The following is a 21,918-nucleotide window of genomic DNA, read 5'->3' as shown; positions in this document are numbered from 1 at the left end:
TTTGCCGCCGGAATCATGAGTATATCCCTTTCTGGCGGCTGTTGGCAAAATCATCAAATATTAACTTGATGCGTATCAGTAAATACGCACCGCTTTTCGCCCGGGCTCACTTTACCCGCACTAACTCAATATCACGCCAACGGCGAACAGAATGTTGGTTAGCAGCGCGCCTTTCACCGTTTTTTCCAGCATTGGACGCATACTGAATGCGCTGGTTTCACGCAGCACATAGCGTGCCTGCTGAATCAGCAACGGGAGCGCCAGAATAAAGAGCCAGCCCGCCAGGCTGTGCAGATAAAACGTCGCAAACAGACCGAGACAAACCGGTGCCAGCAACAGCAGCATCGTGTGGTAGAAGCGCGCTTTTTCCGCCCCAAGACGTACGGCCAACGTGTTCTTTCCGCTAATGCGATCGTTGTCGATATCGCGCAGGTTGTTGATGTTCAGAACCGCCGTCGCCAACAGACCGCAGGCCGTTGCTGGCAGCATCACGATGCTGTCGAAATGGCCGGTTTGCAGGTAATACGATCCCGCGACGCTGAGCCAGCCGAAAAAGATCAGCACCGAAATATCGCCGAGTCCGATATAACCGTAGGGTTTGTTGCCAACGGTATAGGTGATGGCGGCGAAAATCGCCAGCAGCCCCAGAATCAGGAAACCAAAGATATCCGCGGGCTTTTCACACGCTAGAATCACCAGACTCACGCCGGAAATGATGGTGAGCGCTACGGTTACCATCAGCACATTGCGCAACTGTGTCAGCGTAATCGCCCCAGTCTGGATGCCACGCAACGGCCCGATGCGTTCCTCGGTATCGCTGCCTTTCATCGCATCCCCATAGTCGTTTGCCAGATTGGAAAGGATTTGCAGCAGTCCGGCGGTTAACAACGCCAGTAATGCTACACCCGGTTTAAAGCTGCTATGCCAGTTCGCGATCGCCGAGCCGGTGACGATGGACGCAAAAGCTAATGGCAACGTTTTTGGACGCAGGCTATCCAGCCAGGCTTTGGTTTTGCTGCTCTGGGTCGATAAGGTCATGGTGTGCTTCAATTTTATTGACGATTCACTGGTGTGAATCATCCGTTTATAAACAAGAAAAGTCAGTGATGGCGGCGTCAGAAACAAAAGTGGGAGGCCAACGCCTCCCACTTTATCGTTAATCGTGCGATCCGCGAAAACGGATTATAAGATAAATCGACTCAGATCTTCATCTGCTACTAATTCATCCAGATGATTACGTACGTAATCTGCGTCAATGGTAACGCTTTGACCGTTCATTTCGCTGGCGTCGTAAGAAACGTCTTCGATCAAACGCTCCATCACGGTATGTAGACGACGCGCGCCGATATTCTCGGTGCTTTCGTTGACCTGCCAGGCTGCTTCGGCAATACGGCGGATACCATCGGCAGTGAATGAAATATTCACGCCTTCCGTTGCCATCAGCGCTTTGTACTGCTCGGTCAGCGAGGCACTCGGTTCCGTCAGGATGCGTTCGAAATCTTCCGTCGTCAGCGCCTGCAACTCTACGCGAATCGGCAGACGCCCCTGCAATTCTGGAATCAGATCGGACGGGCTGGCAACCTGGAACGCACCGGACGCGATAAACAGGATGTGGTCGGTTTTGACCATGCCGTGCTTGGTGGACACGGTGCAGCCTTCGACCAGCGGCAGCAGGTCGCGCTGAACACCTTCACGGGAAACATCCGGGCCGGAGCTTTCGCCACGCTTACAGATTTTGTCGATCTCATCGATGAACACGATACCGTGCTGCTCAACGGCTTCAATCGCCTGCTGCTTCAGCTCTTCCGGGTTCACCAGCTTGGCGGCTTCTTCTTCTATCAACAGCTTGAAGGCGTCTTTGATTTTGACCTTACGGGCTTTCTGCTTCTGTCCTGCCAGATTCTGGAACATGGACTGGAGCTGGTTGGTCATTTCTTCCATGCCCGGCGGAGCCATGATCTCTACGCCAACGGGAGAGGCAGCGAGGTCGATCTCGATCTCTTTGTCGTCCAACTGGCCTTCACGCAGTTTCTTGCGGAATGCCTGACGCGTCGCTGATGGCTCCTGCGTGCCTTCGGCCTGTCCCCAGTTGTTTTTCGCGGGGGGAATCAACACGTCCAGAATACGGTCTTCCGCCATCTCTTCCGCACGGAAGCGATTTTTTTCAATCGACTGATGGCGCACCATTTTGATCGCGGAATCGGTCAGATCGCGGATGATGGAGTCAACTTCCTTACCCACGTAGCCGACTTCGGTGAATTTGGTTGCTTCCACTTTGATGAACGGCGCGTTGGCGAGCTTCGCCAGACGGCGAGCGATTTCGGTTTTACCGACGCCGGTCGGGCCGATCATGAGAATATTTTTAGGCGTCACTTCATGACGAAGTGCTTCGTCCAACTGCATGCGGCGCCAGCGGTTACGCAGCGCGATGGAAACGGCACGTTTCGCTTTATGCTGGCCGATGATATAGCTGTCGAGCTCGCTGACTATCTCGCGCGGGGTCATTTCAGACATAGTTGATCCTTACGCCTTGGAGGCTAATTCTTCTATCGTGTGGAACTGATTGGTGTAGATACAGATGTCGCCAGCAATCCCCAGAGATTTCTCGACGATATCACGCGCACCCAGCTCGGTGTTTTCCAGTAAAGCACGCGCGGCAGCCTGTGCATAAGGACCGCCGGAACCAATCGCGATCAGATCGTTTTCAGGCTGCACGACATCACCATTACCGGTAATGATCAGCGAGGCATTTTCGTCCGCAACGGCTAACAGGGCTTCCAGCTTGCGTAGCATACGGTCGGTACGCCAGTCTTTCGCCAGCTCGACGGCAGCTTTCACCAGATGACCCTGATGTAATTCCAGCTTGCGCTCAAAAAGCTCAAAAAGGGTGAAGGCATCCGCCGTACCGCCTGCGAAACCGGCGATGACGCGGTCATGGTAGAGGCGACGCACTTTACGCACGTTGCCTTTCATCACGGTGTTGCCCAGAGTGGCTTGTCCATCACCGCCAATGACCACCCGGCCGTTGCGGCGTACGCTTACAATTGTTGTCACGAGTCAGTCCCCGTTTGAAGAAAAAGATCCCCGCATGATTCGGGGCACATTGATTTTATAGCTGGGGGAAAGCGTGGGGTTTTTCAACCCCCGCTGGCAAGAGGAATACAGTTTGATGCGCCCGCGCCTTTAAGGCGTTGGAGCATGCTATCTGCGGCAGCACGGTTGTTATAAGGCCCCAGCATAATACGGTTCCAGCCGCCGTTAGAGGTGATGCGGCTTTCGATACCGGCAAACGCCAGCTGTGCTCTCACTGATTCGGCAGGGTCCATGGTTTTGAAGGAACCACACTGAATCGCCCAGCGTTGGACTTTCTCGACTTTTGGCGTTTCAGGCTGTTTAGCCGGCTGTTGCTTCGGCGCTTCCTGTTTTGGTGCTTCTTGTCTTGGAATGTCTTGTCTTGGAACAACAGGCGCCGTTTGCGTGACTACAGGCGCTCGCGTGGTGGGCTGCGTCGTCACGACTGGCTGCTGCTGCATAGATTGGGTCGGTGGCTTAATCGTCACCTGCGAGCGCGGAACCTGCGTCTGGTCGTTATACGGCACTTCGGAAAGCTGCGTTGGCTGACGGCGCATATCAGATTGCATCTGTTCCAGGAGCTGGCGCTGTTCGTCCGTCAACTGCACTGGCGATTGAATCTTGCCACCCGCAGAAGGTTCCGTTGGTGTCGTGACGCCCAACTGACGGTTTTCCAGTTCTTTAATGTAGCGCCAGCGTTCTTCCGGCTTGGGTGGCAGTCCGTTACCTTTTCCCACATTCTGATGCGGCAGGACGGGTGAATCGTCGGGTTTATTATGGGCGATAAAATACAGACCGCCTGCGAAGGTGACCAAAACGGCAACAGCGAGTGCGACCATTGTTTTGGACGCGCCTGAAGCGTTGCTTTTTTTCCAGCTATTCGTCGTTTTCCGACGCGTTCCTGATGAACGTCCCCGGCTCACGTAGTCTTTTTGTGCCACTGTCGTTTCGCTGTGAATTGATAGGTAAATATACCCGTCATACTTCAAGTTGCCTGTGCGTTGGCTGCGTTCACTCACCCGAATCACTTACTTGAGTAAGCTCATCGGGATTCCCTCGCTTGCCGCCTTCCTGCAACCCGAATTATTTAGGGCATAATATAATTAGGGGGTCATGTTACTGAACCCTCAAATATTTGACCAGCACCTGAAGTCTTAAAGCCTGTTACGGGCGTAATTCGGCGCGGTGACGCTGTCGCGTATAACCAGCTCACTGGACAACAAACGGGAACCGCTTTGTACCGTGTTGCCTTGCAACTGCTCTAAGAGTAGCAGCATTGCTTCGCGTCCGATCTGATAACGCGGTTGGGCGACAGAAGTCAGCGGGGGCCAGCTGTACTGCGCCTGTTCGATATCGTCGAAACCGATGACGGAAAGGTCGCGCGGGATATCCAATCCCATCTTTCTGGCCTGCGCCAGCACGCCCAGTGCCATGAGGTCGCTATGACAGAAGATCGCACTGGGCGGCTGAGGATGTTGCATCAGCGCAATCAGGCCGTTAATCCCGGTTTCGTAGGTGAAATCGCCCCGAAAGATATACTGGTTATCGATAAGCATCCCGTTGCGGCGCAGGGCCTGAATATATCCCTGGAGGCGATATTGACTCAGATGCATGTGCTCTGGGCCGGCAATGCAGGCGATGCGCTGATGACCCGCCTGATACAGGTAATGTACGGCTTCAAAGGCGGCGGTCAGGTTATCGATATGCACGGTGGGCAGCGCCAGATCCGGTGAGAACTCATTCGCCATCACCATCGGTGGCAGATTACGCTGCTCTTCCTGGCCTGCGTCAAACGGCAGATTGGAGCCGAGTAACACCATGCCGTCGATCTGCTTGGTAATAATCAGGTCGACGAAGGTTTTTTCTTTCTGATGCTGGTGAGCGCAATCACCAATCAACACCAGATAGCCGTGTTCGGCCGCTGCTTCCTCGATCCCACGAAATATTTCGGAGAAATAAGGATCGCAGATATCCGGGACGATCGTCAGGATCGTGCGCGATTCGTTACGCTTGAGATTCCTGTTGAGGGCGTGAGGCGAATAGCCAACGGCGATGACAGCCTGCTCGACCTTCCTACGGGTGGTCGCAGAGACTTTCTCAGGGTTCATTAACGTTCGGGATACGGTCGCGGTGGAAACACCCGCTTCATCCGCCACGTCTTTCATCGTCGCCGTGGTGACGCCTTTCTTCTGCTTCAACGCTTTTCTCCTCGCGTCAGCGTTAACTGGCGCTGACTGTCAGTAGAACGCCCTTGTCTACCGACTTTCTATGATAATGGGTACCGCTTTTCGGCGCAGTCAGCCAACTGAATGGCACCGCGCTCAGCATATGGCCTGCGCAGACAGTGATAACAGATTGAACGCAGGTTTTGTTGCTTAATTTGCACAGAAAGTGTGATGAATATCGTGTTCTCGACGCCGATCGCAAAAAATGAGTGGCAAGAAACCGAAATGATCTAACAGGAAACGCTAACCGTCCGTGGGGTCGACATCCAGCATCCATTTCACTTTACGCGCCTGCGGCAGCGTGCCGATTAGCGTCAGTGATGTTCTGACCAGTTTCTGCAATAGCGCTCTGGAGGGGTGCTGTAGCAAGAGCTGCCAGCGGAAGCGTCCCGCGCGTTTGGGTTGTAAAGCGGGCACTGGGCCCAGCAGCCAGAGTGATTCATCCCGCAGCGGGCTCGCTTCCAGCAAATTACGCAACTGCTGGAGGAATAACGCGGCCTGCTGATTATCGTGGTCGTCAGCGCGGAAGAGAATATGGCTGGTAAACGGCGGCAGAAAAACGCTTTTCCGTTCGGTCAGCGCCTGGCTGGCAAAGGCATCGTAGCCCTGTTGCAGCAGCGTTTGTAATAGTGGGTGTTCCGGGTGGTGAGTTTGTAGCGCCACTTCGCCTGCCTTGCCCGCACGTCCTGCGCGACCCGCCACCTGAGTGTAGAGCTGCGCAAAACGTTCTGCTGCGCGGAAGTCGGCAGAGAACAGCGATCCGTCCACGTCCAGCAAGGCCACCAGCGTCACGTCAGGAAAGTGATGTCCTTTCGCCAACATCTGTGTGCCGATGAGAAGACGTGCGCCCCCCTGCCTGACCTGCGAGAGCTGCTGCTCAAGCGCCCCTTTACGGCTGGTTGTGTCACGATCGATGCGAGTGATCGGGACATCGGGAAAGATCGGCGCAAGACTTTGTTCCAACTGCTCGGTACCCAGACCGACCGGCACCATATTGGTCGAACCGCAGCTGGGGCACTGCTGTGGCACCGGACGCTGGCTGTCGCAGTGGTGGCAGCGCAGCATCTTCTGATGTTGGTGGTAAGTATAATAGTGATCGCAGCGCTGACACTCGGCAATCCAGCCACACTCGTGGCACATCACCACGGGCGCGAACCCGCGCCGGTTGAGGAACAAAATAACCTGATTATCGTTCGTCAGATGGTGGCGGATGCGGGTGATCAGCGGTTGGGATAATCCGGCCGTCAGCGGCAGCCCTTTCAGATCGATGACGTGCTGCTTGGCTAGCGCGGCATTGCCCGCTCTTTTGGTCAGATTCAAGCGTCGATACTTGCCGATCTGGACGTTATACAGCGTTTCCAATGCGGGCGTCGCCGTTCCCATGACGATGGGAATGTCTTCTTCTCTGGCGCGGAAGACCGCCAAATCACGGGCGTGATAGCGCCAGCCTTCCTGCTGTTTGTAGGAGCTGTCGTGTTCTTCATCGATCACAATTAGCCCTAAACGGGCAAAGGGAGTAAATAACGCCGACCGCGTTCCGATGACGATGGCAGCTTCACCGCTGCGGGCGCGTAGCCAGACGGCGAGGCGTTCGCTGTCGTTGAGTGCCGAGTGCAGCACATCCACCGGAGCGTTAAATCGTTCGCGAAAGCGGGCGATCGTTTGCGGCGTCAGGCCAATTTCCGGCACTAATACCAGCGCTTGCTTGCCCTGCGCCAGTACGTTTTCCAGCACGCTGAGATAGACTTCAGTTTTGCCTGAACCCGTGATGCCTGCGAGCAGCCAGGCGGCAAAGTGGTTATCTTCGCTGCGGATAGCGCCGACAGCAGTGGCCTGCTCGGTATTCAGGCGCAGGCGGTCGGTTGCCATGCTAAAGCTTTGACGCCAGTCGTGAAGCGTTTGCTCTGCGGCCTGTAATTCGCACAGCCCTTTGCTACGCAGCGCCTGCAACGCTGTCTCCGTCAGCCCGATTTCGCTTACCTGATGGCGATAAAGCGGCGACTGGAGTAAGGCCGCCAGCGCCTGCTGCTGTTTTGCCGCGCGTTTGAGCGTGCTGAGCGGTGTCGCCCGGCCCTGTTCGGTGGCAAACCACTGCCAGAGCGGTGCGCGGTGTGCGGGTTTCCCCTGGCGCAGTAGTATCGGCAGCGCGTGGAACAGTACTTCGCCAATCGGGTAGTGATAGTACTCGACTGCCCACAGCAAAATACGCCACAGGCTGGGCGGGAACAGCGGCTGTTCGTCCAGCACGTCATGCACGGGTTTTAATTGCTCAAGCGGAAGTTCGCTGGTGTCGCTCAGTGCGGTAATAATGCCGATCGCTTTACGGTGACCAAAGGAGACGCTGACGCGTGCGCCGACCTGCGGAGCGATGCCTCCTGCGGGTAGCAAATAATCGAATGTACGTGCCAATGGCACGGGCAAAGCGACCTGAGCGACAGACATAACCTCTCCGTGATAGTCGACGTGATTTGCGTGGCGATCAATGACATAACCGAGCGGTTTGTATCATGCGCGACGCAGGCAGAAAATAAGGCAAGGCGCTAGTGTACATGCTGCGAGGGATAATGTGTGGATGCGATTGCATCAGGGTGACGGATTCTGTATGATCCGCCGCCATTATGCCATTTGCATAATGAAACTTACTTATACAACTTTCGTGTGGTGTCTGGCGGAACAGGGCTGGATAGCGACACGGCCTTAACTGAGGTTTCCCCATGAAAAAAGGTATTCACCCGAATTATTCTGCAGTTACTGTAACTTGCTCTTGCGGTAACGTGATTAAAACCCATTCTACTGTGGGCCGTGACCTGAACCTGGACGTTTGTGGCGAATGCCACCCGTTCTACACTGGCAAACAACGTGATGTTGCAACCGGTGGCCGCGTTGACCGCTTCAACAAGCGTTTCTCCGTACCAGGCGCTAAAAAATAAGTTCTACTGGCCAATTGGTACAGTAACTTTCTGCAAAGGCACCGAATGGTGCCTTTGTTGTTTTTGGCGTATCAGTGTCCCTGCTGACGTTTTACCAGCATCCCCAGAACGAAAATGCCGCCCAATCCCGCTGTAATAATCCCGAGGGGCAATTCCTGGGGGGCCAGCAACTGTCGGCTGAGCCAATCGCCGCCGCACAGCAGTATCGCGCCCAGTACGGCGGTCAGCGGCAGCAGCTTCTTGTGCAATACGCCACTCAACGGGCGAGCCAGATGAGGAATCATCAGGCCGATAAAACCGATCACGCCAGTCAGCGCGACTAACAGCGACGTGGCGAACGCGCAGCAGATAAAAATTTCCACCCGTACGCGGGACAGATTAACGCCCATTGAGGCCGCCGTTTGTCCGCCCGCCAGCAGAGCGTCGAGCGCACGCCAGCGCAGAGCGGTGAGGCCGAATAGCAGCAGGACGCTGAACACCGCGAACGGTAATGTATCCCAGCGGGCAAGACCCAGCCCGCCCAGTGACCAGAAAAGAATCGAGCTGGCGGCCCGCTGATCGCCGGAAAACACCAGATAGTTCGTCAGGGCGCCGAACAGAAACGAGATCGCCAATCCGCAGATGATCAGTCGCTCTGCACCCCGCGCCTGTTGCAGCAGGAACAACACCGTCACGGCGACGGCCGATAAAATGCCGCCACAGAAGGCCGCCATCGGCAGCGCCCAGTCACCGAGTTGCTCGCCAAAGCGGGTGATGACGGCGACCGCACCCGCCGAGGCTCCGGCAGACAGGCCGAATAGAAAAGGGTCGGCCAGATCGTTGCGGGTTGCCGTTTGCAAAAAGGCCCCGACCATCGCTAAGCCCGCACCGCACAGCGCTGCCAGCAGGCTGCGGGGAATGCGCAGTTCCAGAATGATGCGTGACGTCATCGGCGAGACGTCTGCCGATGATAGCCCCAGTACGCTGGCGACCTGCGTAAGGGGAATCGTCGTGCTGCCTGTCGCAATATTTAACAGCATCAGCCCAACCAATATCAGCAGCGCGATAACGACGGTCGCGGCATAACGTGAAGACGTTGGGTTCACTTAAAGGCGTCCGGGTAGAGTGCGCGTGCCAGTTTATCAATAGCGGCGATATTCGCCGGTCCCGGCGTAAGCTCTGCATATTGCAGCTTTAGATAGCGATGATGTTGTACGGCTGGGGTGAATTTCATCAGAGGGTGTGATTCCAGAAAGCGCCTTAACGCATCCGCACCGTTGCCCGTCTGGTAATCCAGCAAAATAATAAAATCGGGTTCGCGAGCCGCCACGCTTTCCCATGAGGTGGAAGCCCAGCTCGTTTCCATATCGTCCATCACGTTCTTGCCCCCCGCAGCCTCAATGATGGCGGTTGGCATGGCGAATTTCCCGCTGGTAAAGGGCTTATCGTCGCCAGAGTCATACAGAAAAACCTTCTGCTTTGGCTGATTGCTAATGCGGGTTTGCAGTTCGGCAATCTGCTGTTTCCAGCCGTCAATTTTTTCCTGAGCCTGTTCCTGCTTACCGAAAATTTTCCCCAGTTTCAGCATGTCGCCGTAGAGCAGATCCATGCTGGCACGTGGACGCTGTTGCTGTTGATCGGTGAACACGCAGCTTTCGCTGAGTACCAGCGTCTGAATGCCGTATTTTTTCAGCGATTGCGGGGTGACTTCGCCGCCCACTTTCATGCCGTAGTTCCACCCAGCAAAGAAGAAATCCGGGTGTACGGCCAGTAGGTTTTCTAACGTTGGGTATTTTGCTGCCAGTTCAGGGATCGTGCCCTGCTGCTTGATAAAGTCTGGGGGCGCCTTATACCAGCCGGTGATCCCGGTCAGCCCGACGATATTTTTTTGTAGCCCAAGCGCAAACGCCATTTCCGTCATGTTTAGGTCATGAATAACGGCTCGCTGCGGCGGCTGGGTGAAGGTGAGCGGTTGCCCACAGCTGTCGACCGTGACCGGAAAACCAGAGGCGTGCGCCCAGCACGACGTCAATGCCAGCAGTCCAGACAGAAGCGTTATTTTCATCATGGTTCCTTAGTGCAGTTCAGGGGCTTCAAAGATGCGGATGGGCGAGCCGTTTAGCGGATGCGGCACCGTAAAGCTCTCCATCCCAAATACGGATTTAACACAGTCGGCGCTCAGCGCGTGTGCGGGCGTTCCCCAGCGGAGTAGCGTTCCCTGCTGCAAAACGGCGACGCGGTCGGCAAAGGGGGTTATCAGTGGCAGATCGTGCAGCACCGCCAGCGTTGAAATACCGCGTTTCCGCACGAGAGACAGCAACTGCGCACGCGCTAACGGATCGAGATGGTTAGTGGGTTCATCCAGCAGCAGGAGTTGCGGCGTTTGTGCAAAAGCACGCGCCAGTGCCGCGCGTTGACGTTCCCCGCCGGAGAGTGTGCCCAGCAGGCGGTGGCGCAGCGGTAATAATCCAGTATCGTCCAGCGCTTCTTCGATGAGTTGACGATCCTGCGCAGGCGTACTGAATCCGTGGTGTGGAATTCGTCCTAAGGCGACGTATTCCGCGACCCGCAAGCGCAGATCTGGTGCATCGTTCTGCGCCAGAATCGCGATGCGCTTTGCTCGCTCATGGCGGCTGAGTGTGTTCAACGGCTGACCGTTCAACTGGATGTACCCCGTTGTCGCGCCGAGTTCGCTGGTTAACACGCGTAGCAGCGTGGACTTACCACTGCCGTTGGGCCCAACCAGCGCCAAACGCTCTCCAGCCTGCATGGACAGAGAAATATCACTGAGCCTCGGTGTGCGATTGGCATCGGCAACGGAAACATGGTGAAGCTGTAGCAACACGGGTTTAGTGGAGAGAAGCTCTGTCATGATGCGGGTATATCACCGTCAAAGGCTAAAAATGATATGTTATAACATAACAAATTAAATGCAATCCCGATTCACAATATGAATGAAAGAGGAAGCGTTCGGAAGACGTGCGAGCGGTGGAGATTAGAGGTTGTAGAGGTTAATGATGTGTCGAGCGGGATGCACTGCATAGCAAAACCCCGCCGGAGAGGGCGGGGTTAGCTAGAAAATTGACAGCGTAAGCGCGATCAGTATTCCCACGTATCCGGGTCGATACCCATTTCACGCATGATGATTTTCGCGGCTTCAGGAATTTCATCGCTGCGTTCTTTACGCAGGTCTTCGTCATTCGGTAACGGTTGACCTGTGAACGCGTGCAGAAACGCCTCGCACAGCAGTTCGCTGTTGGTGGCATGGCGCAGGTTGTTCACCTGACGACGCGTGCGTTCATCAGTTAGTATTTTTAATACTTTCAATGGGATAGATACTGTTATCTTCTTGACTTGCTCGCTTTTTTTACCGTGTTCAGCGTAAGGGCTGACATACTCGCCGTTCCACTCAGCCATGGGATACCTTAAAAATTAATCTAATGAAGACAGCATCTGTCATGAAATGCCACAATTCTAGCGGTTATTATGCTTATGCTCAATCTATACGCAAAGAAGTTTAGATGTCTAGATGTGTTGACGTCTATTAAAACTGCGTTTACTCTTAAGTTCCTATCTTTTCAGCCTCCAGCCAGGAAATGAGCCGATGACGCGTAAACAGGCAACGATCGCAGTCCGCAGCGGGTTAAATGATGATGAGCAGTATGGCTGCGTCGTCCCACCCATTCACCTTTCCAGCACGTATAACTTTACCGGATTCAACCAGCCACGCGCACATGACTATTCGCGTCGAGGTAACCCCACGCGTGATGTTGTGCAGCGTGCGCTTGCCGAACTGGAAGGCGGTGCGGGTGCGGTAATGACGAGCAGCGGGATGTCGGCGATTATGCTGGTTTGCACGGTGTTCCTGCGTCCCGGCGATCTGCTGGTGGCACCGCATGATTGCTACGGCGGCAGCTATCGTCTGTTTGACAGCCTGAGCAAGCGCGGCGCGTTTCGCGTCAAATTTGTCGATCAAAGTGACACCGATGCACTCAACGCAGCATTGGCAGAAAAGCCGAAGCTGGTGCTGGTGGAAAGCCCGAGCAATCCGCTGCTGCGCGTCGTGGATATTGCCGCGATTTGTCAGGCCGCGCGTGAAGCGGGTGCGGTCAGCGTGGTGGATAACACCTTCCTGAGCCCGGCGTTGCAGAAGCCGCTGGAGTTGGGTGCCGATCTGGTGGTGCATTCATGTACCAAGTACCTGAATGGTCACTCTGACGTGGTGGCGGGTGCGGTGATCGCCAAAGACGCCGATACCATTACTGAACTGGCCTGGTGGGCGAACAATATTGGTGTTACAGGCGCGGCGTTTGACAGCTATCTGCTGCTACGTGGCCTGCGTACCCTATCGCCACGTATGGCGGCCGCGCAGCGTAATGCGCAACAAGTGGTTGAATTCTTACAGACGCAGCCGCTGGTGAAGGCGCTGTACCATCCTTCACTGCCGAACAATCCCGGCCATGATATTGCCCGCCGTCAACAATCTGGCTTTGGCGCTATGCTAAGTTTTGAGCTGGATGGAGATGAAGACACGCTGCGCCGTTTTCTGGCGTCGCTGGAGCTGTTCACACTGGCGGAATCGCTGGGCGGAGTGGAAAGCCTCATCTCTCATGCGGCAACGATGACGCATGCCGGCATGGCGCCAGAAGCGCGTGCCGCGGCGGGTATCTCTGAAACATTACTGCGTATTTCCACCGGCATTGAAGACGGCGATGATCTGGTTGCCGATCTGGATCGTGCGTTTCAAGCCGCAGCCAAGAGGTAAGAATGAGTGCATTAGGAGTAGCGCCATTGGTAACGGGCCGACAGCTGCATAAGTTTGGCGGCAGCAGTCTGGCTGATGTGAAGTGTTACCTGCGCGTAGCTGGTATTATGGCGGAGTATAGCCACCCCGGTGATTTGATGGTGGTATCTGCCGCAGGCAGTACCACAAACCAGCTGATTAGCTGGTTGAAACTGAGCCAAAGCGACCGTCTGTCGGCGCATCAGGTTCAGCAGGCATTACGTCGCTACCACAGTGAACTGATTGCCGGGCTGCTGCCTGCGCAAGAGGCAGAAGCGCTGACCGCTCAGTTTATCCGCGATCTGGAGCGTTTGGCTGCGCTGCTGGATGGCAAGATGACGGATGCCGTCTACGCCGAAGTGGTTGGGCACGGTGAAATCTGGTCGGCTCGCCTGATGTCCGCGGTGCTGAATCATCGGGATATGAATGCCGCCTGGTTGGATGCGCGCGATTTTCTCTGTGCGGAACGTGCTGCGCAGCCGCAGGTGGATGAAGGCCGTTCCTGGCCGCTGTTGCAGCAATATCTGACGCAACACGCAGGGCAACGTTTAGTGGTAACGGGTTTTATCAGCCGTAATGACGCGGGTGAAACGGTGTTGCTGGGGCGCAACGGCAGTGACTATTCCGCCACACAAATTGGTGCGCTGGCGGGCGTTGAGCGTGTGACCATCTGGAGCGACGTCGCTGGGGTATATAGCGCCGATCCGCGCAAAGTGAAAGATGCTTGCCTGTTGCCGCTGCTGCGTCTGGATGAAGCCAGTGAACTGGCGCGTCTGGCGGCACCAGTCTTACATACGCGTACCTTACAGCCCGTTTCCGGCAGCGATATTGATCTGCAACTGCGTTGCAGCTATCAGCCTGAGCAAGGGTCGACGCGTATTGAACGCGTGCTGGCCTCGGGGACGGGTGCCAAAATTGTCACCAGCCATGATGACGTGTGCCTGATTGAAGTTCAGGTTCCTTCTGAACACGATTTTGTGCTGCTGCAAAAAGAAGTCGAACAGCTTCTGAACCGTGCGCAGCTGAAACCGCTGGCGATCGGCGTTCATCAGGATCGTAACCTGCTGCAACTGTGCTACACCTCCGAAGTAGTGGATAGCGCGTTGCAACTGCTGGCACAGGCCGCGTTACCCGTTGAGCTCAACCAGCGTGATCGGCTGGCGATGGTCGCGATGGTCGGTGCAGGCGTGGGTAAAAACCCGCTGCACAGCCACCGTTTCTATCAGCAGTTGAAAGATCAGCCGATTGAATTTGTTCGCCAGGCCGATGATGGCATCAGTCTGGTTGCTGTGCTACGTGTTGGTCCGACGGAGCATTTGATCCGTGGGCTGCACCATTCGCTGTTCCGGGCAGAAAAACGTATCGGATTAGTGCTGTTTGGCAAAGGGAATATTGGTTCACGCTGGCTGGAGCTGTTTGCGCGTGAGCAGAGCAATCTGTCTGCACGTACCGGTTTTGAGTTTGTACTGGCCGGCGTGGTGGACAGTACGCGTAGCCTGTTGAACTATGACGGACTGGATGCCAGTCGCGCGTTGGCTTTCTTCGAAAATGAAGCGCAAGAGCGGGATGGTGAAGATCTGTTCCTGTGGATGTGTGCGCATCCCTTCGATGATTTGGTGGTGTTGGACGTCACCGCCAGTGAATCGGTCGCCGATCTGTATCTGGATTTCGCCAGCTATGGTTTCCACGTTATCAGCGCTAACAAGCTAGCGGGTGCATCCGGCGGTAATAACTATCGCCAGATCCGCGACGCGTTCGCGAAAACGGATCGTCACTGGTTGTATAACTCGACCGTCGGTGCGGGTTTACCGGTTAACTTTGCCGTCCGTGATTTACGTGAAAGCGGTGACAGTATTCTGGCGATTAGCGGGATTTTCTCCGGCACGCTTTCCTGGCTGTTCTTGCAGTTTGACGGCACTGTACCGTTCACCGAACTAGTCGATCAGGCTTGCCAGCAGGGGCTGACCGAACCTGATCCGCGTGTTGACCTCTCTGGTCAGGACGTCATGCGTAAGTTGGTGATTCTGGCGCGTGAAGCGGGCTATGACATCGAACCGAGTCAGGTTCGGGTTGAGTCGCTGGTACCGCCGGGCTGTGAGCAGGGTTCTGTCGATTACTTCTTCGAGAATGGCGATTCGCTGAACGAGCAAATGCTGCGTCGTCTGGAAGCGGCACAGGAAATGGGCTTGGTTCTGCGTCACGTCGCACGCTTTGACAGCAATGGTAAAGCGCGCGTGGGCGTTGAAGCGGTTCGCCCCGATCATCCGCTGGCCTCGCTGTTGCCGGGTGATAACGTGTTTGCGATCGAAAGCCGCTGGTATCGGGATAACCCGCTGGTTATCCGTGGGCCGGGCGCGGGGCGTGATGTCACTGCTGGTGCGCTTCAATCTGACCTAAACCGTCTGGCGCAGTTACTGTAAATCTGCTGTAAGCGCAACCTACCGTTGGCCGTCTCCGCGTTTGGGGAGATGGCCAATACTCAAGAGACCTATTCCCTCGTTTCCCTTCTCGCTAAAAAATTTCCACCGCTATCTTCCCCATCAGTCGTGTCATTGAAATGTCACAGTGACAACACGCCACTGACACGATGTCACCGCACAATCAGCGCATTGTTTTATTATCGTGGAATGCACAGCTGTGCAAAAAACAACTTCCTCTGCGGCAGCCCCGCACATTGTCATCGACCACCTACATGTTGGATACGGCACGACCGCCGTATTGAATGATATCCATCTGGAGATTGCGCAGGGCGAATTCGTGGCGTTACTCGGCTCGTCAGGGTGCGGCAAGACAACGTTACTGCGTACTGTCGCTGGGTTCTCGTCACCGCGAGCGGGGGCGATTCGCGTTAACGGACAGGATATGACGCAAGCGCCGCCAGAGAAACGCGGAATGGCGCTGGTGTTTCAGAGCTATGCGCTGTGGCCGCACATGACGGTGGCACAGCATATTGCTTACGGACTGCGTTTGCGCCGCGTCCCGCGTGCGGAAATTGCCAGCCGTGTGGCGGAATTGGAAACCATGCTTGGGTTGACGGGCCTGAGCGCCCGTAAGCCCGCAGAACTGTCCGGTGGACAGCGCCAGCGAGTTGCTTTGGGGCGTGCACTGGCGGTACGGCCCGATATTCTGCTGCTGGACGAACCGCTCTCCAATCTGGATGCCCGCATTCGTCTACAGCTGCGTGATGAGATCCGTGCGCTGCAACAGCGGCTGGGATTGACTGCGATCCACGTGACGCACGATCGCGAAGAAGCGATGGTGATGGCGGATCGCATCGTGATTTTGAATCAGGGTCGCATCATGCAGGCGGGTAGCCCGCAAGAGGTGTATCACCATCCGGCCAGCTCGTTTGTCGCGGCGTTTATGGGTGCGGAAAATCGGCTTGTGCTGGAAGCGCGCTATGACGGCGACACGCTGATGATTCCCGGTGATGCCGAGAGTCATTCGCTGGTGCCAGCGAATACGTCGCTACCGCCCGGCGCGATAGAAGCGCGTTTTCGTGCGGAAGCCGCTTGTCTTTACGATCCGGCGGACGTCCCGCTCATCCAGCCCGGCATGTTGATGCGCTACGGCACGGTACAAGCACAAAGCTACCCCGGCGGATACTGGCTGCATACGATTTCCAGCGGCACCTGGCGGATACAGGTTCATGCGTCGCATCCCTTTGCCATCGGGCAGCGGGTTGCGGTGCAGATCCCTGCCGAGGCGCTGTTTCTTTTCCCGCTGGCAGAAGAGGCGACATCTTCGACGGCGGTACCGGATACCACTTCACTTTATTCCCCGCTTCCCGGCCTGACGGCCTGATCCTGAATTGGAGACCAATGATATGAAACGCATTTTTGCTGCAACGCTGATGATGAGTACGCCGCTGGCGGCAGTACAGGCACAGGAATTAACGGTGTTGACGGCGGGTGACCAAAACATGGTCGACTATGTCAATGAATATCTGGGGCCGCTGTTTGAGAAACAGCATCCCGGCGTAAAAGTTCGCGCCGTCGGCACCGGACCGGGTGATGCGGGGTCGCAGAAAATTCTTGAGCGCTTCAATGCACAGCAGGCCGCTGGTGCCAAGGTCTGGGACACCGATGTGGCGGTTGTGCACGAGAAATTTGTCGGCCCGATGGTGCAAAAGGGTGACCTGCTGAAATATCGCGATGATATCGCCAGTGGCAAGCTGGTCAGCATGGCCGCAGCGGATAAAGCCATGGGCACGGACGTGAAAGGCTACGTTATGCCGATGTTCAGCAGCCAGACGGCGCTGGCCTATAACCCCAGCATGGTCGCGAATCCGCCTAAAAGCTATGACGAAATCCAGCAGTGGGCCGCCGCGAATCCGAAGATGTTCGGCTACAACGGCATTAAGGGTGGCGCATCGGGCGTCAGCTTCGTCATGGGCTGGATTTATGCTTACGGCGGCGATGCCCAGAAGCTGATGAATGGACCATTTGATGACACGGAAGCACAGAAATGGCAACCGGCGTTTGAGCGCCTGAAAGCCTTTAACAAGAACGTGACGCTGACGCCGGGCAACGCTGGCACGCTCGATATGTTGAGTCGCGGCGAAATCGCGATGGGACCGGTGTGGGTCGACATGTTCTATTCCTGGAAAGCGAGCGGACAGCTGCCGGACAATTTCAAATTGCTGCTTCCTGCGCCCGGTATGCCGGGGCAGCCGATGCACTATGTCATCCCTGCGCAGGCACCAAACCGCGATCTGGCTAAACAGTTTGTCGAACTGGCAACCAGCGCCAAAGTGCAGGCCGAAGGGATTGTGGAACGCTTTAACTGGTATCCGGGGATCGATGCCAAGTACGTTGAGGCAGAGTTGAAGCCCGCTGTCTGGCAGCGTCTGTTCACGGATGTGACGCCTGATGAACTGGCGAGCAAAGGCAAGACGTTCCCTATCGCGCCTTATCACACTGCGATCCTGAACGCCTATGAGCAGGCGATGGCGAAGTAATTATACCCGTCATACTTCAAGCTGCTTGTGCGTTGGCCGCCCTTACTCACCCCAGTCACTTACCTGAGTAAGCTCCTGGGGACTCGTGCGGTTGCCGCCTTCATGCAACTCGAATTATTTAGGGTATATACACCTAGTACCACATGCGCTCTGGCGGGATGAAGCCAGAGCGCGGAGACATTCATGTTGCAAGTATCCCAATTCTCTTCCCGACTGGCGGGTATCGCGCTTGTGCTACCCGCGCTGGCGGTGGTGGCTGTCTGTTTTATCACGCCGCTGGGGCTGTCGGTTGGGGGCGCTTTTGTCAGTCAAAATGGCGTGGGCATTGATAACTTTGTCACGGCATTAACGCTCTATCTGCCCGATATTCTGTTTACCTTACTGATTGTGAGCCTCGCGACGCTGCTGATTGGCCTGCTGTCCGTCATGATCGGCGGCTACCTGACTCTGGGGGAAAGTCCGCGCATGGTGGCGCTGCTGCGCTGGGTCTATCGCTGGCCGCTGTTTATCCCGTTTATCGTGACTGGGCAAATTTCACGCACGTTTCTGGCCAAGAACGGCTGGTTGAATGGCGCTCTGGATACGCTCGGCATTGTCGATATGGCCAGCGCCAGCAACTGGCTGGACTGGCGCGGTATCGTGTTTGCCTTCGTCTGGAAACAGACGCCGTTTGTGGCGCTGCTGGTCGCGGGCGCGATGGCATCGCTGGATCGCACGATGATCGAGTCCGCCCGTAACTTAGGCGCATCGCGCTTGCGTATCCTGTGTGAAATTGTAGTGCCTCAGGTTGGGCAAACGCTGCTCACCGGACTCATTCTCTCTTTCGTCACCATGATGTCGGTGCTGTCTGTACCGATGATGATCAATGCCCAGTCGCCGACGATGCTAACCGCCAACATTGCCTTCCGCATTAACGCCTACGGCGATTATGGCGTGGCGAATGCGTTGGGGGTGATTTCCCTGCTGATGACCGGTTTGTTTGCCGTGATTTATCTCCGCCTGAATATGAGGGAGAAGGCATGAAGAACGTACTGTGGTGGATCCCGAGAATGCTGATTCTGGGGACACTGATCTTCTTGATCTTTGGGCCCCTGGCTAACCTCCTGCTGTGGTCGGTGGCGGAAAAATGGTTCTATCCTCACCTGCTGCCCAATGAGTGGGGCTTCGCCTTCTGGGAACGGGTGTTTTCACCGCGCGGCGTGGCCTGGGAAGCGCTGGGGAATAGCGTGATGGTAGCGGTGTTCACGGTGCTGGCCTCGCTGCTGCTGGCGATTCCGGCGGGGTATGCGCTGGCGCGTTTACCGCTGCCCGCCCGTGGCCTGATACTGCTGATCTTCCTGATACCGCAGGCGTTTCCGAATCTGACGGTGTACGTCAACATCGCTCGCCTGTTCTATCAGTGGGGGCTGAACGGCACGCTGCTGGGCGTGGTGCTGGTTCACACGGTTCATGGTCTGGTCTTTGCGGTCTGGATCGCCTCGGCGGCGTTCTCGGCAGTGGGGCGTGAAATGGAGCAGGCGGCGCGTTCAATTGGTGCCGGGCCGTGGCGTGCTTTTGTCGATATCACCCTGCCGCTGGCTATGCCGGGGTTGATGGCATCGGCCATCTTCGTTTTCCTCGAATCGCTGGATGAGTTTACCGGCAGCTATTTTGTAGGCGCACCGGATGTGCAGATGATGCCACTGCTGCTCTATACCGCGGGGGCGGGCGGTAACTATCAGATCGCTTCCATTACCGCGCTGGTGCTGCTGATTCCTTCTGTGCTGTTCATGCTGGTGGTGGAGCGTTTTTTGAAAGCCGACGTAATGGCAAGGATAGGGAAATGACGGCAGGTAAACAGGGCTACGTTAGCGCACAGGATGTTGCTCGTCGGGCTGGTGTATCGCGCTCGGCGGTGTCCCGCAGTTTTACCCCCGGCGCAAGCGTGTCGGCTGCCACCTACGCCAAAGTGATGACGGCGGCGCAGGAGCTAGGCTATCAGGTTAACGATCTGGCACGCGGCCTGCTGGCGAACAGCAGCCGTCTGGTTGGGCTGGTGGTGACACACCCCGAGGTTGGGTTTCGCGCCAATTTGGTTGCAGAGCTGTCGCAGGCGTTAATCCAACGCGGTTCGATTCCTGTGCTCATCAATACTGGTCATGTGCGGGAAGCGATGGCCGCCGCGCGTTCGATTCTGTTTGGTCACCGTGCGGAAGCGACGATTGTGCTTTCCGGCTCGCCGCCAAAAGAATTTGTCGAACTGGCGCAGCTAAATGGCCAGCCGCTGATTGTTATTGGGCGGCACGAACCGGCGTGTGACAGCGTACACATCGATAATGACACAGCCGCGCGTATGGCTGCGCGGCTGTTTGCCTCATCGGGCAGAACGCGTTTGGCTTTGGCTGGAGCGGCGTCGGCAACGCCCAATATTATTGAACGCGAGCAGGCGTTTTGTGAGGAGGCATGCGCGTTAGGGCTGCCCGTGGCCGTAGTGCGCGGCACTGATACAGATTATGACGATGGGCTGGCGGTGGGGCAGAAGCTGTTTTCGCTCCCGGAAAGCGTCAGACCAGATGCGGTGTTCTGTGTTAACGATTTAGTCGCGTTCGGCGTGATCGATCGCGCAAAGCAGTGTGGGCTTGCCGTTCCGCAGGATCTCATGGTCATCGGGTTTGATGATATTCCGGCCGCGGGGTGGGATGCCTATGCGTTGACGACGTTTCGTCAGGATCCCGCAACGATGGCGGCACAGGCGTTGGCGTTGCTCGATCGACGCCAGTCTCAGGTACAAGAACCTGCGTGTCGAGCAAAAGTGGCTGCCCCGCTCATCCGCCGCCAGTCGGCATAACGGTACTGGCAGGCGATAGCGCGTCGATAGTGAAACCGAGGATACATATGAAACTGATTCAACTCTCCGACCTCCATCTGACCGCACAAGGCGGTAATTTGCATGGTCGCGACCCGGAACAGCAACTGAAAGCGGCGATTGCCGATATCAACGCACACCATTGCGATGCCGATCTGGTGGTCATCTCCGGCGATCTGTCCGATGACGGCAGTGCGGCATCCTATGCGTTTCTGGCCTCGGCGCTGTCCGAGCTACAGCTTCCCTGGCGTGTGACGAGGGGGAATCACGACGACCGGGAGACGTTTTTAGCCCAGTTCCCGACGCTGGTGGATGAAAACGGGTTTGTGCAGAGCGTCGCGCCCGTGGGGGATGATTGCGTCATTCTGCTGGACTCGTTGCAGGCTGGTGAGGTGGGCGGAACGCTGTGTTCAGCGCGGCTGGCGTGGCTGGAGCAACAGCTTCAGGCCGCGGAAGGAAAGAACGTGTTCCTGTTCCTGCATCACCCTCCGATGTCGATCGGGCTTCCGGCGCTGGATAGCGTTCGATTGGCACCCGAGGCAGCAGACGCGCTGTCTCAAGTGTGTCACCGTTTCGGCAATGTGCGTCATATTTCTGCGGGGCACGTGCATCGGCCTGCTAGCGGCAGCTGGCGAGGCATATCGTTCAGCACGATACGCGGCACCAATCACCAGTCCGCACTGCGTTTCGCTCCGGGATTTGAGGTCAGCCTGGAAGCTCCGCAGTACGCTATTTTCCTGACGACAGAAGAAGGGCATACCGTACATTTTCACGATTTCCCCTGCGCCTGACGGCGTATCCCCCTTTCGTTTATGTAGCCTGAGAGACGGTTTTGCCGTTATCCGGCGTAAAAAATTATGCTGAGGAGATAGCTGGATTAGGATGAGCCGCAGGACGCGGCGAAAGCTTGCGCCACGTCGGGAACGTGTCGCAAGCGGTCCGTAAAGCCAGATACCGACGAAGGTACCGCGTCAGCGGCATAATTCCCGCCGAAAGCCAGGGGTCACGGGGCGAGCGGCGTGTGAGCCGCCCCGTGTCGGGCGTGTGCGATGAAGTAGCATGGAATAGCAATATTGTGACGCACGAAACCGTCTCCGCACCTACATAACAATGTGATGAAGAGA

At 56.3% G+C, this 21,918-nt stretch carries 19 protein-coding genes; 9 read left to right on the top strand and 10 right to left on the bottom strand.

From position 1 onward, the window contains the following. Positions 1 to 120: 120 nt before the first annotated feature. The 6 genes from LOZ86_RS20915 to priA form a co-directional block, all read right to left on the bottom strand. Complete coding sequence (locus tag LOZ86_RS20915) at positions 121 to 1,038, bottom strand: 1,4-dihydroxy-2-naphthoate polyprenyltransferase (protein WP_230242736.1); 918 nt, start codon at positions 1,036 to 1,038, stop codon at positions 121 to 123. 144 nt (positions 1,039 to 1,182) lie between these two features. After that, positions 1,183 to 2,514 (bottom strand): ATP-dependent protease ATPase subunit HslU, encoded by a 1,332-nt coding sequence (gene hslU, locus LOZ86_RS20910; RefSeq protein ID WP_039514089.1) that lies wholly within the window; start codon positions 2,512 to 2,514, stop codon positions 1,183 to 1,185. Between the two features lie 9 nt (positions 2,515 to 2,523). Beyond that, positions 2,524 to 3,054: an ATP-dependent protease subunit HslV gene (gene hslV / locus LOZ86_RS20905; RefSeq protein ID WP_039486803.1), complete on the bottom strand. Its 531-nt coding sequence runs from the start codon at positions 3,052 to 3,054 to the stop codon at positions 2,524 to 2,526. Between the two features lie 83 nt (positions 3,055 to 3,137). After that, the gene (gene ftsN, locus LOZ86_RS20900; protein WP_072012428.1) at positions 3,138 to 4,013 is read right to left on the bottom strand and encodes a cell division protein FtsN; all 876 of its coding nucleotides are present in this window, start codon (positions 4,011 to 4,013) and stop codon (positions 3,138 to 3,140) included. A gap of 213 nt (positions 4,014 to 4,226) precedes the next feature. Beyond that, positions 4,227 to 5,270, bottom strand: a complete 1,044-nt coding sequence (gene cytR / locus LOZ86_RS20895; RefSeq protein ID WP_039486805.1) for a DNA-binding transcriptional regulator CytR — start codon at positions 5,268 to 5,270, stop codon at positions 4,227 to 4,229. Positions 5,271 to 5,540: 270 nt separating this feature from the next. Next, complete coding sequence (gene priA, locus LOZ86_RS20890) at positions 5,541 to 7,739, bottom strand: primosomal protein N' (protein ID WP_111778571.1); 2,199 nt, start codon at positions 7,737 to 7,739, stop codon at positions 5,541 to 5,543. 272 nt (positions 7,740 to 8,011) lie between these two features. Between priA and rpmE the strand changes: the two genes are divergently transcribed. Next, entirely contained in the window at positions 8,012 to 8,227 is a 216-nt protein-coding gene (gene rpmE, locus LOZ86_RS20885; protein ID WP_010281510.1) for a 50S ribosomal protein L31, read from the top strand. Between the two features lie 71 nt (positions 8,228 to 8,298). Here the strand turns inward: rpmE and LOZ86_RS20880 are convergent, their stop codons facing one another. From LOZ86_RS20880 to metJ, 4 genes are all read right to left on the bottom strand, one after another. Next, positions 8,299 to 9,312 (bottom strand): FecCD family ABC transporter permease, encoded by a 1,014-nt coding sequence (locus LOZ86_RS20880; RefSeq protein ID WP_230242735.1) that lies wholly within the window; start codon positions 9,310 to 9,312, stop codon positions 8,299 to 8,301. Beyond that, positions 9,309 to 10,271 (bottom strand): ABC transporter substrate-binding protein, encoded by a 963-nt coding sequence (locus LOZ86_RS20875; RefSeq protein ID WP_111778569.1) that lies wholly within the window; start codon positions 10,269 to 10,271, stop codon positions 9,309 to 9,311. The genes LOZ86_RS20880 and LOZ86_RS20875 overlap by 4 nt, the downstream gene beginning before the upstream one ends. A 9-nt stretch (positions 10,272 to 10,280) precedes the next feature. Then, positions 10,281 to 11,078, bottom strand: a complete 798-nt coding sequence (locus LOZ86_RS20870; protein ID WP_010299273.1) for an ABC transporter ATP-binding protein — start codon at positions 11,076 to 11,078, stop codon at positions 10,281 to 10,283. Positions 11,079 to 11,305: 227 nt separating this feature from the next. Next, entirely contained in the window at positions 11,306 to 11,623 is a 318-nt protein-coding gene (gene metJ, locus LOZ86_RS20865; RefSeq protein ID WP_005973355.1) for a met regulon transcriptional regulator MetJ, read from the bottom strand. A gap of 187 nt (positions 11,624 to 11,810) precedes the next feature. On the opposite strand from metJ, the gene metB reads away from it, so the two are divergent. From metB to LOZ86_RS20825, 8 genes are all read left to right on the top strand, one after another. Continuing rightward, positions 11,811 to 12,971 (top strand): cystathionine gamma-synthase, encoded by a 1,161-nt coding sequence (gene metB / locus LOZ86_RS20860; protein ID WP_039281157.1) that lies wholly within the window; start codon positions 11,811 to 11,813, stop codon positions 12,969 to 12,971. 2 nt (positions 12,972 to 12,973) lie between these two features. Then, on the top strand, positions 12,974 to 15,409 hold the full coding sequence (locus tag LOZ86_RS20855; protein WP_039514087.1) for a bifunctional aspartate kinase/homoserine dehydrogenase II: 2,436 nt from the start codon (positions 12,974 to 12,976) through the stop codon (positions 15,407 to 15,409). Between the two features lie 217 nt (positions 15,410 to 15,626). Then, positions 15,627 to 16,793, top strand: a complete 1,167-nt coding sequence (locus LOZ86_RS20850) for an ABC transporter ATP-binding protein (protein WP_039514084.1) — start codon at positions 15,627 to 15,629, stop codon at positions 16,791 to 16,793. Between the two features lie 22 nt (positions 16,794 to 16,815). Then, positions 16,816 to 17,949, top strand: coding sequence for an extracellular solute-binding protein (locus tag LOZ86_RS20845; RefSeq protein WP_039486817.1), 1,134 nt, complete (start codon positions 16,816 to 16,818; stop codon positions 17,947 to 17,949). A 183-nt stretch (positions 17,950 to 18,132) separates the two neighbouring features. Beyond that, positions 18,133 to 18,972, top strand: a complete 840-nt coding sequence (locus LOZ86_RS20840) for an ABC transporter permease (protein WP_230242733.1) — start codon at positions 18,133 to 18,135, stop codon at positions 18,970 to 18,972. Continuing rightward, entirely contained in the window at positions 18,969 to 19,775 is an 807-nt protein-coding gene (locus tag LOZ86_RS20835) for an ABC transporter permease (RefSeq protein ID WP_039514083.1), read from the top strand. The genes LOZ86_RS20840 and LOZ86_RS20835 overlap by 4 nt, the downstream gene beginning before the upstream one ends. After that, positions 19,772 to 20,776 (top strand): LacI family DNA-binding transcriptional regulator, encoded by a 1,005-nt coding sequence (locus LOZ86_RS20830; protein ID WP_039486824.1) that lies wholly within the window; start codon positions 19,772 to 19,774, stop codon positions 20,774 to 20,776. Before LOZ86_RS20835 ends, LOZ86_RS20830 begins: the two co-directional genes overlap by 4 nt. Positions 20,777 to 20,823: 47 nt before the next feature. Then, positions 20,824 to 21,585: a phosphodiesterase gene (locus LOZ86_RS20825; protein WP_230242726.1), complete on the top strand. Its 762-nt coding sequence runs from the start codon at positions 20,824 to 20,826 to the stop codon at positions 21,583 to 21,585. Positions 21,586 to 21,918: the final 333 nt, after the last annotated feature.

This window comes from Pectobacterium parvum (genome assembly GCF_020971565.1).
In the GTDB taxonomy this organism is placed as follows: domain Bacteria; phylum Pseudomonadota; class Gammaproteobacteria; order Enterobacterales; family Enterobacteriaceae; genus Pectobacterium; species Pectobacterium polare.
Note: the sequence above shows the minus strand (reverse complement) of the source record. Positions and strands in the feature narration are given on the sequence as shown.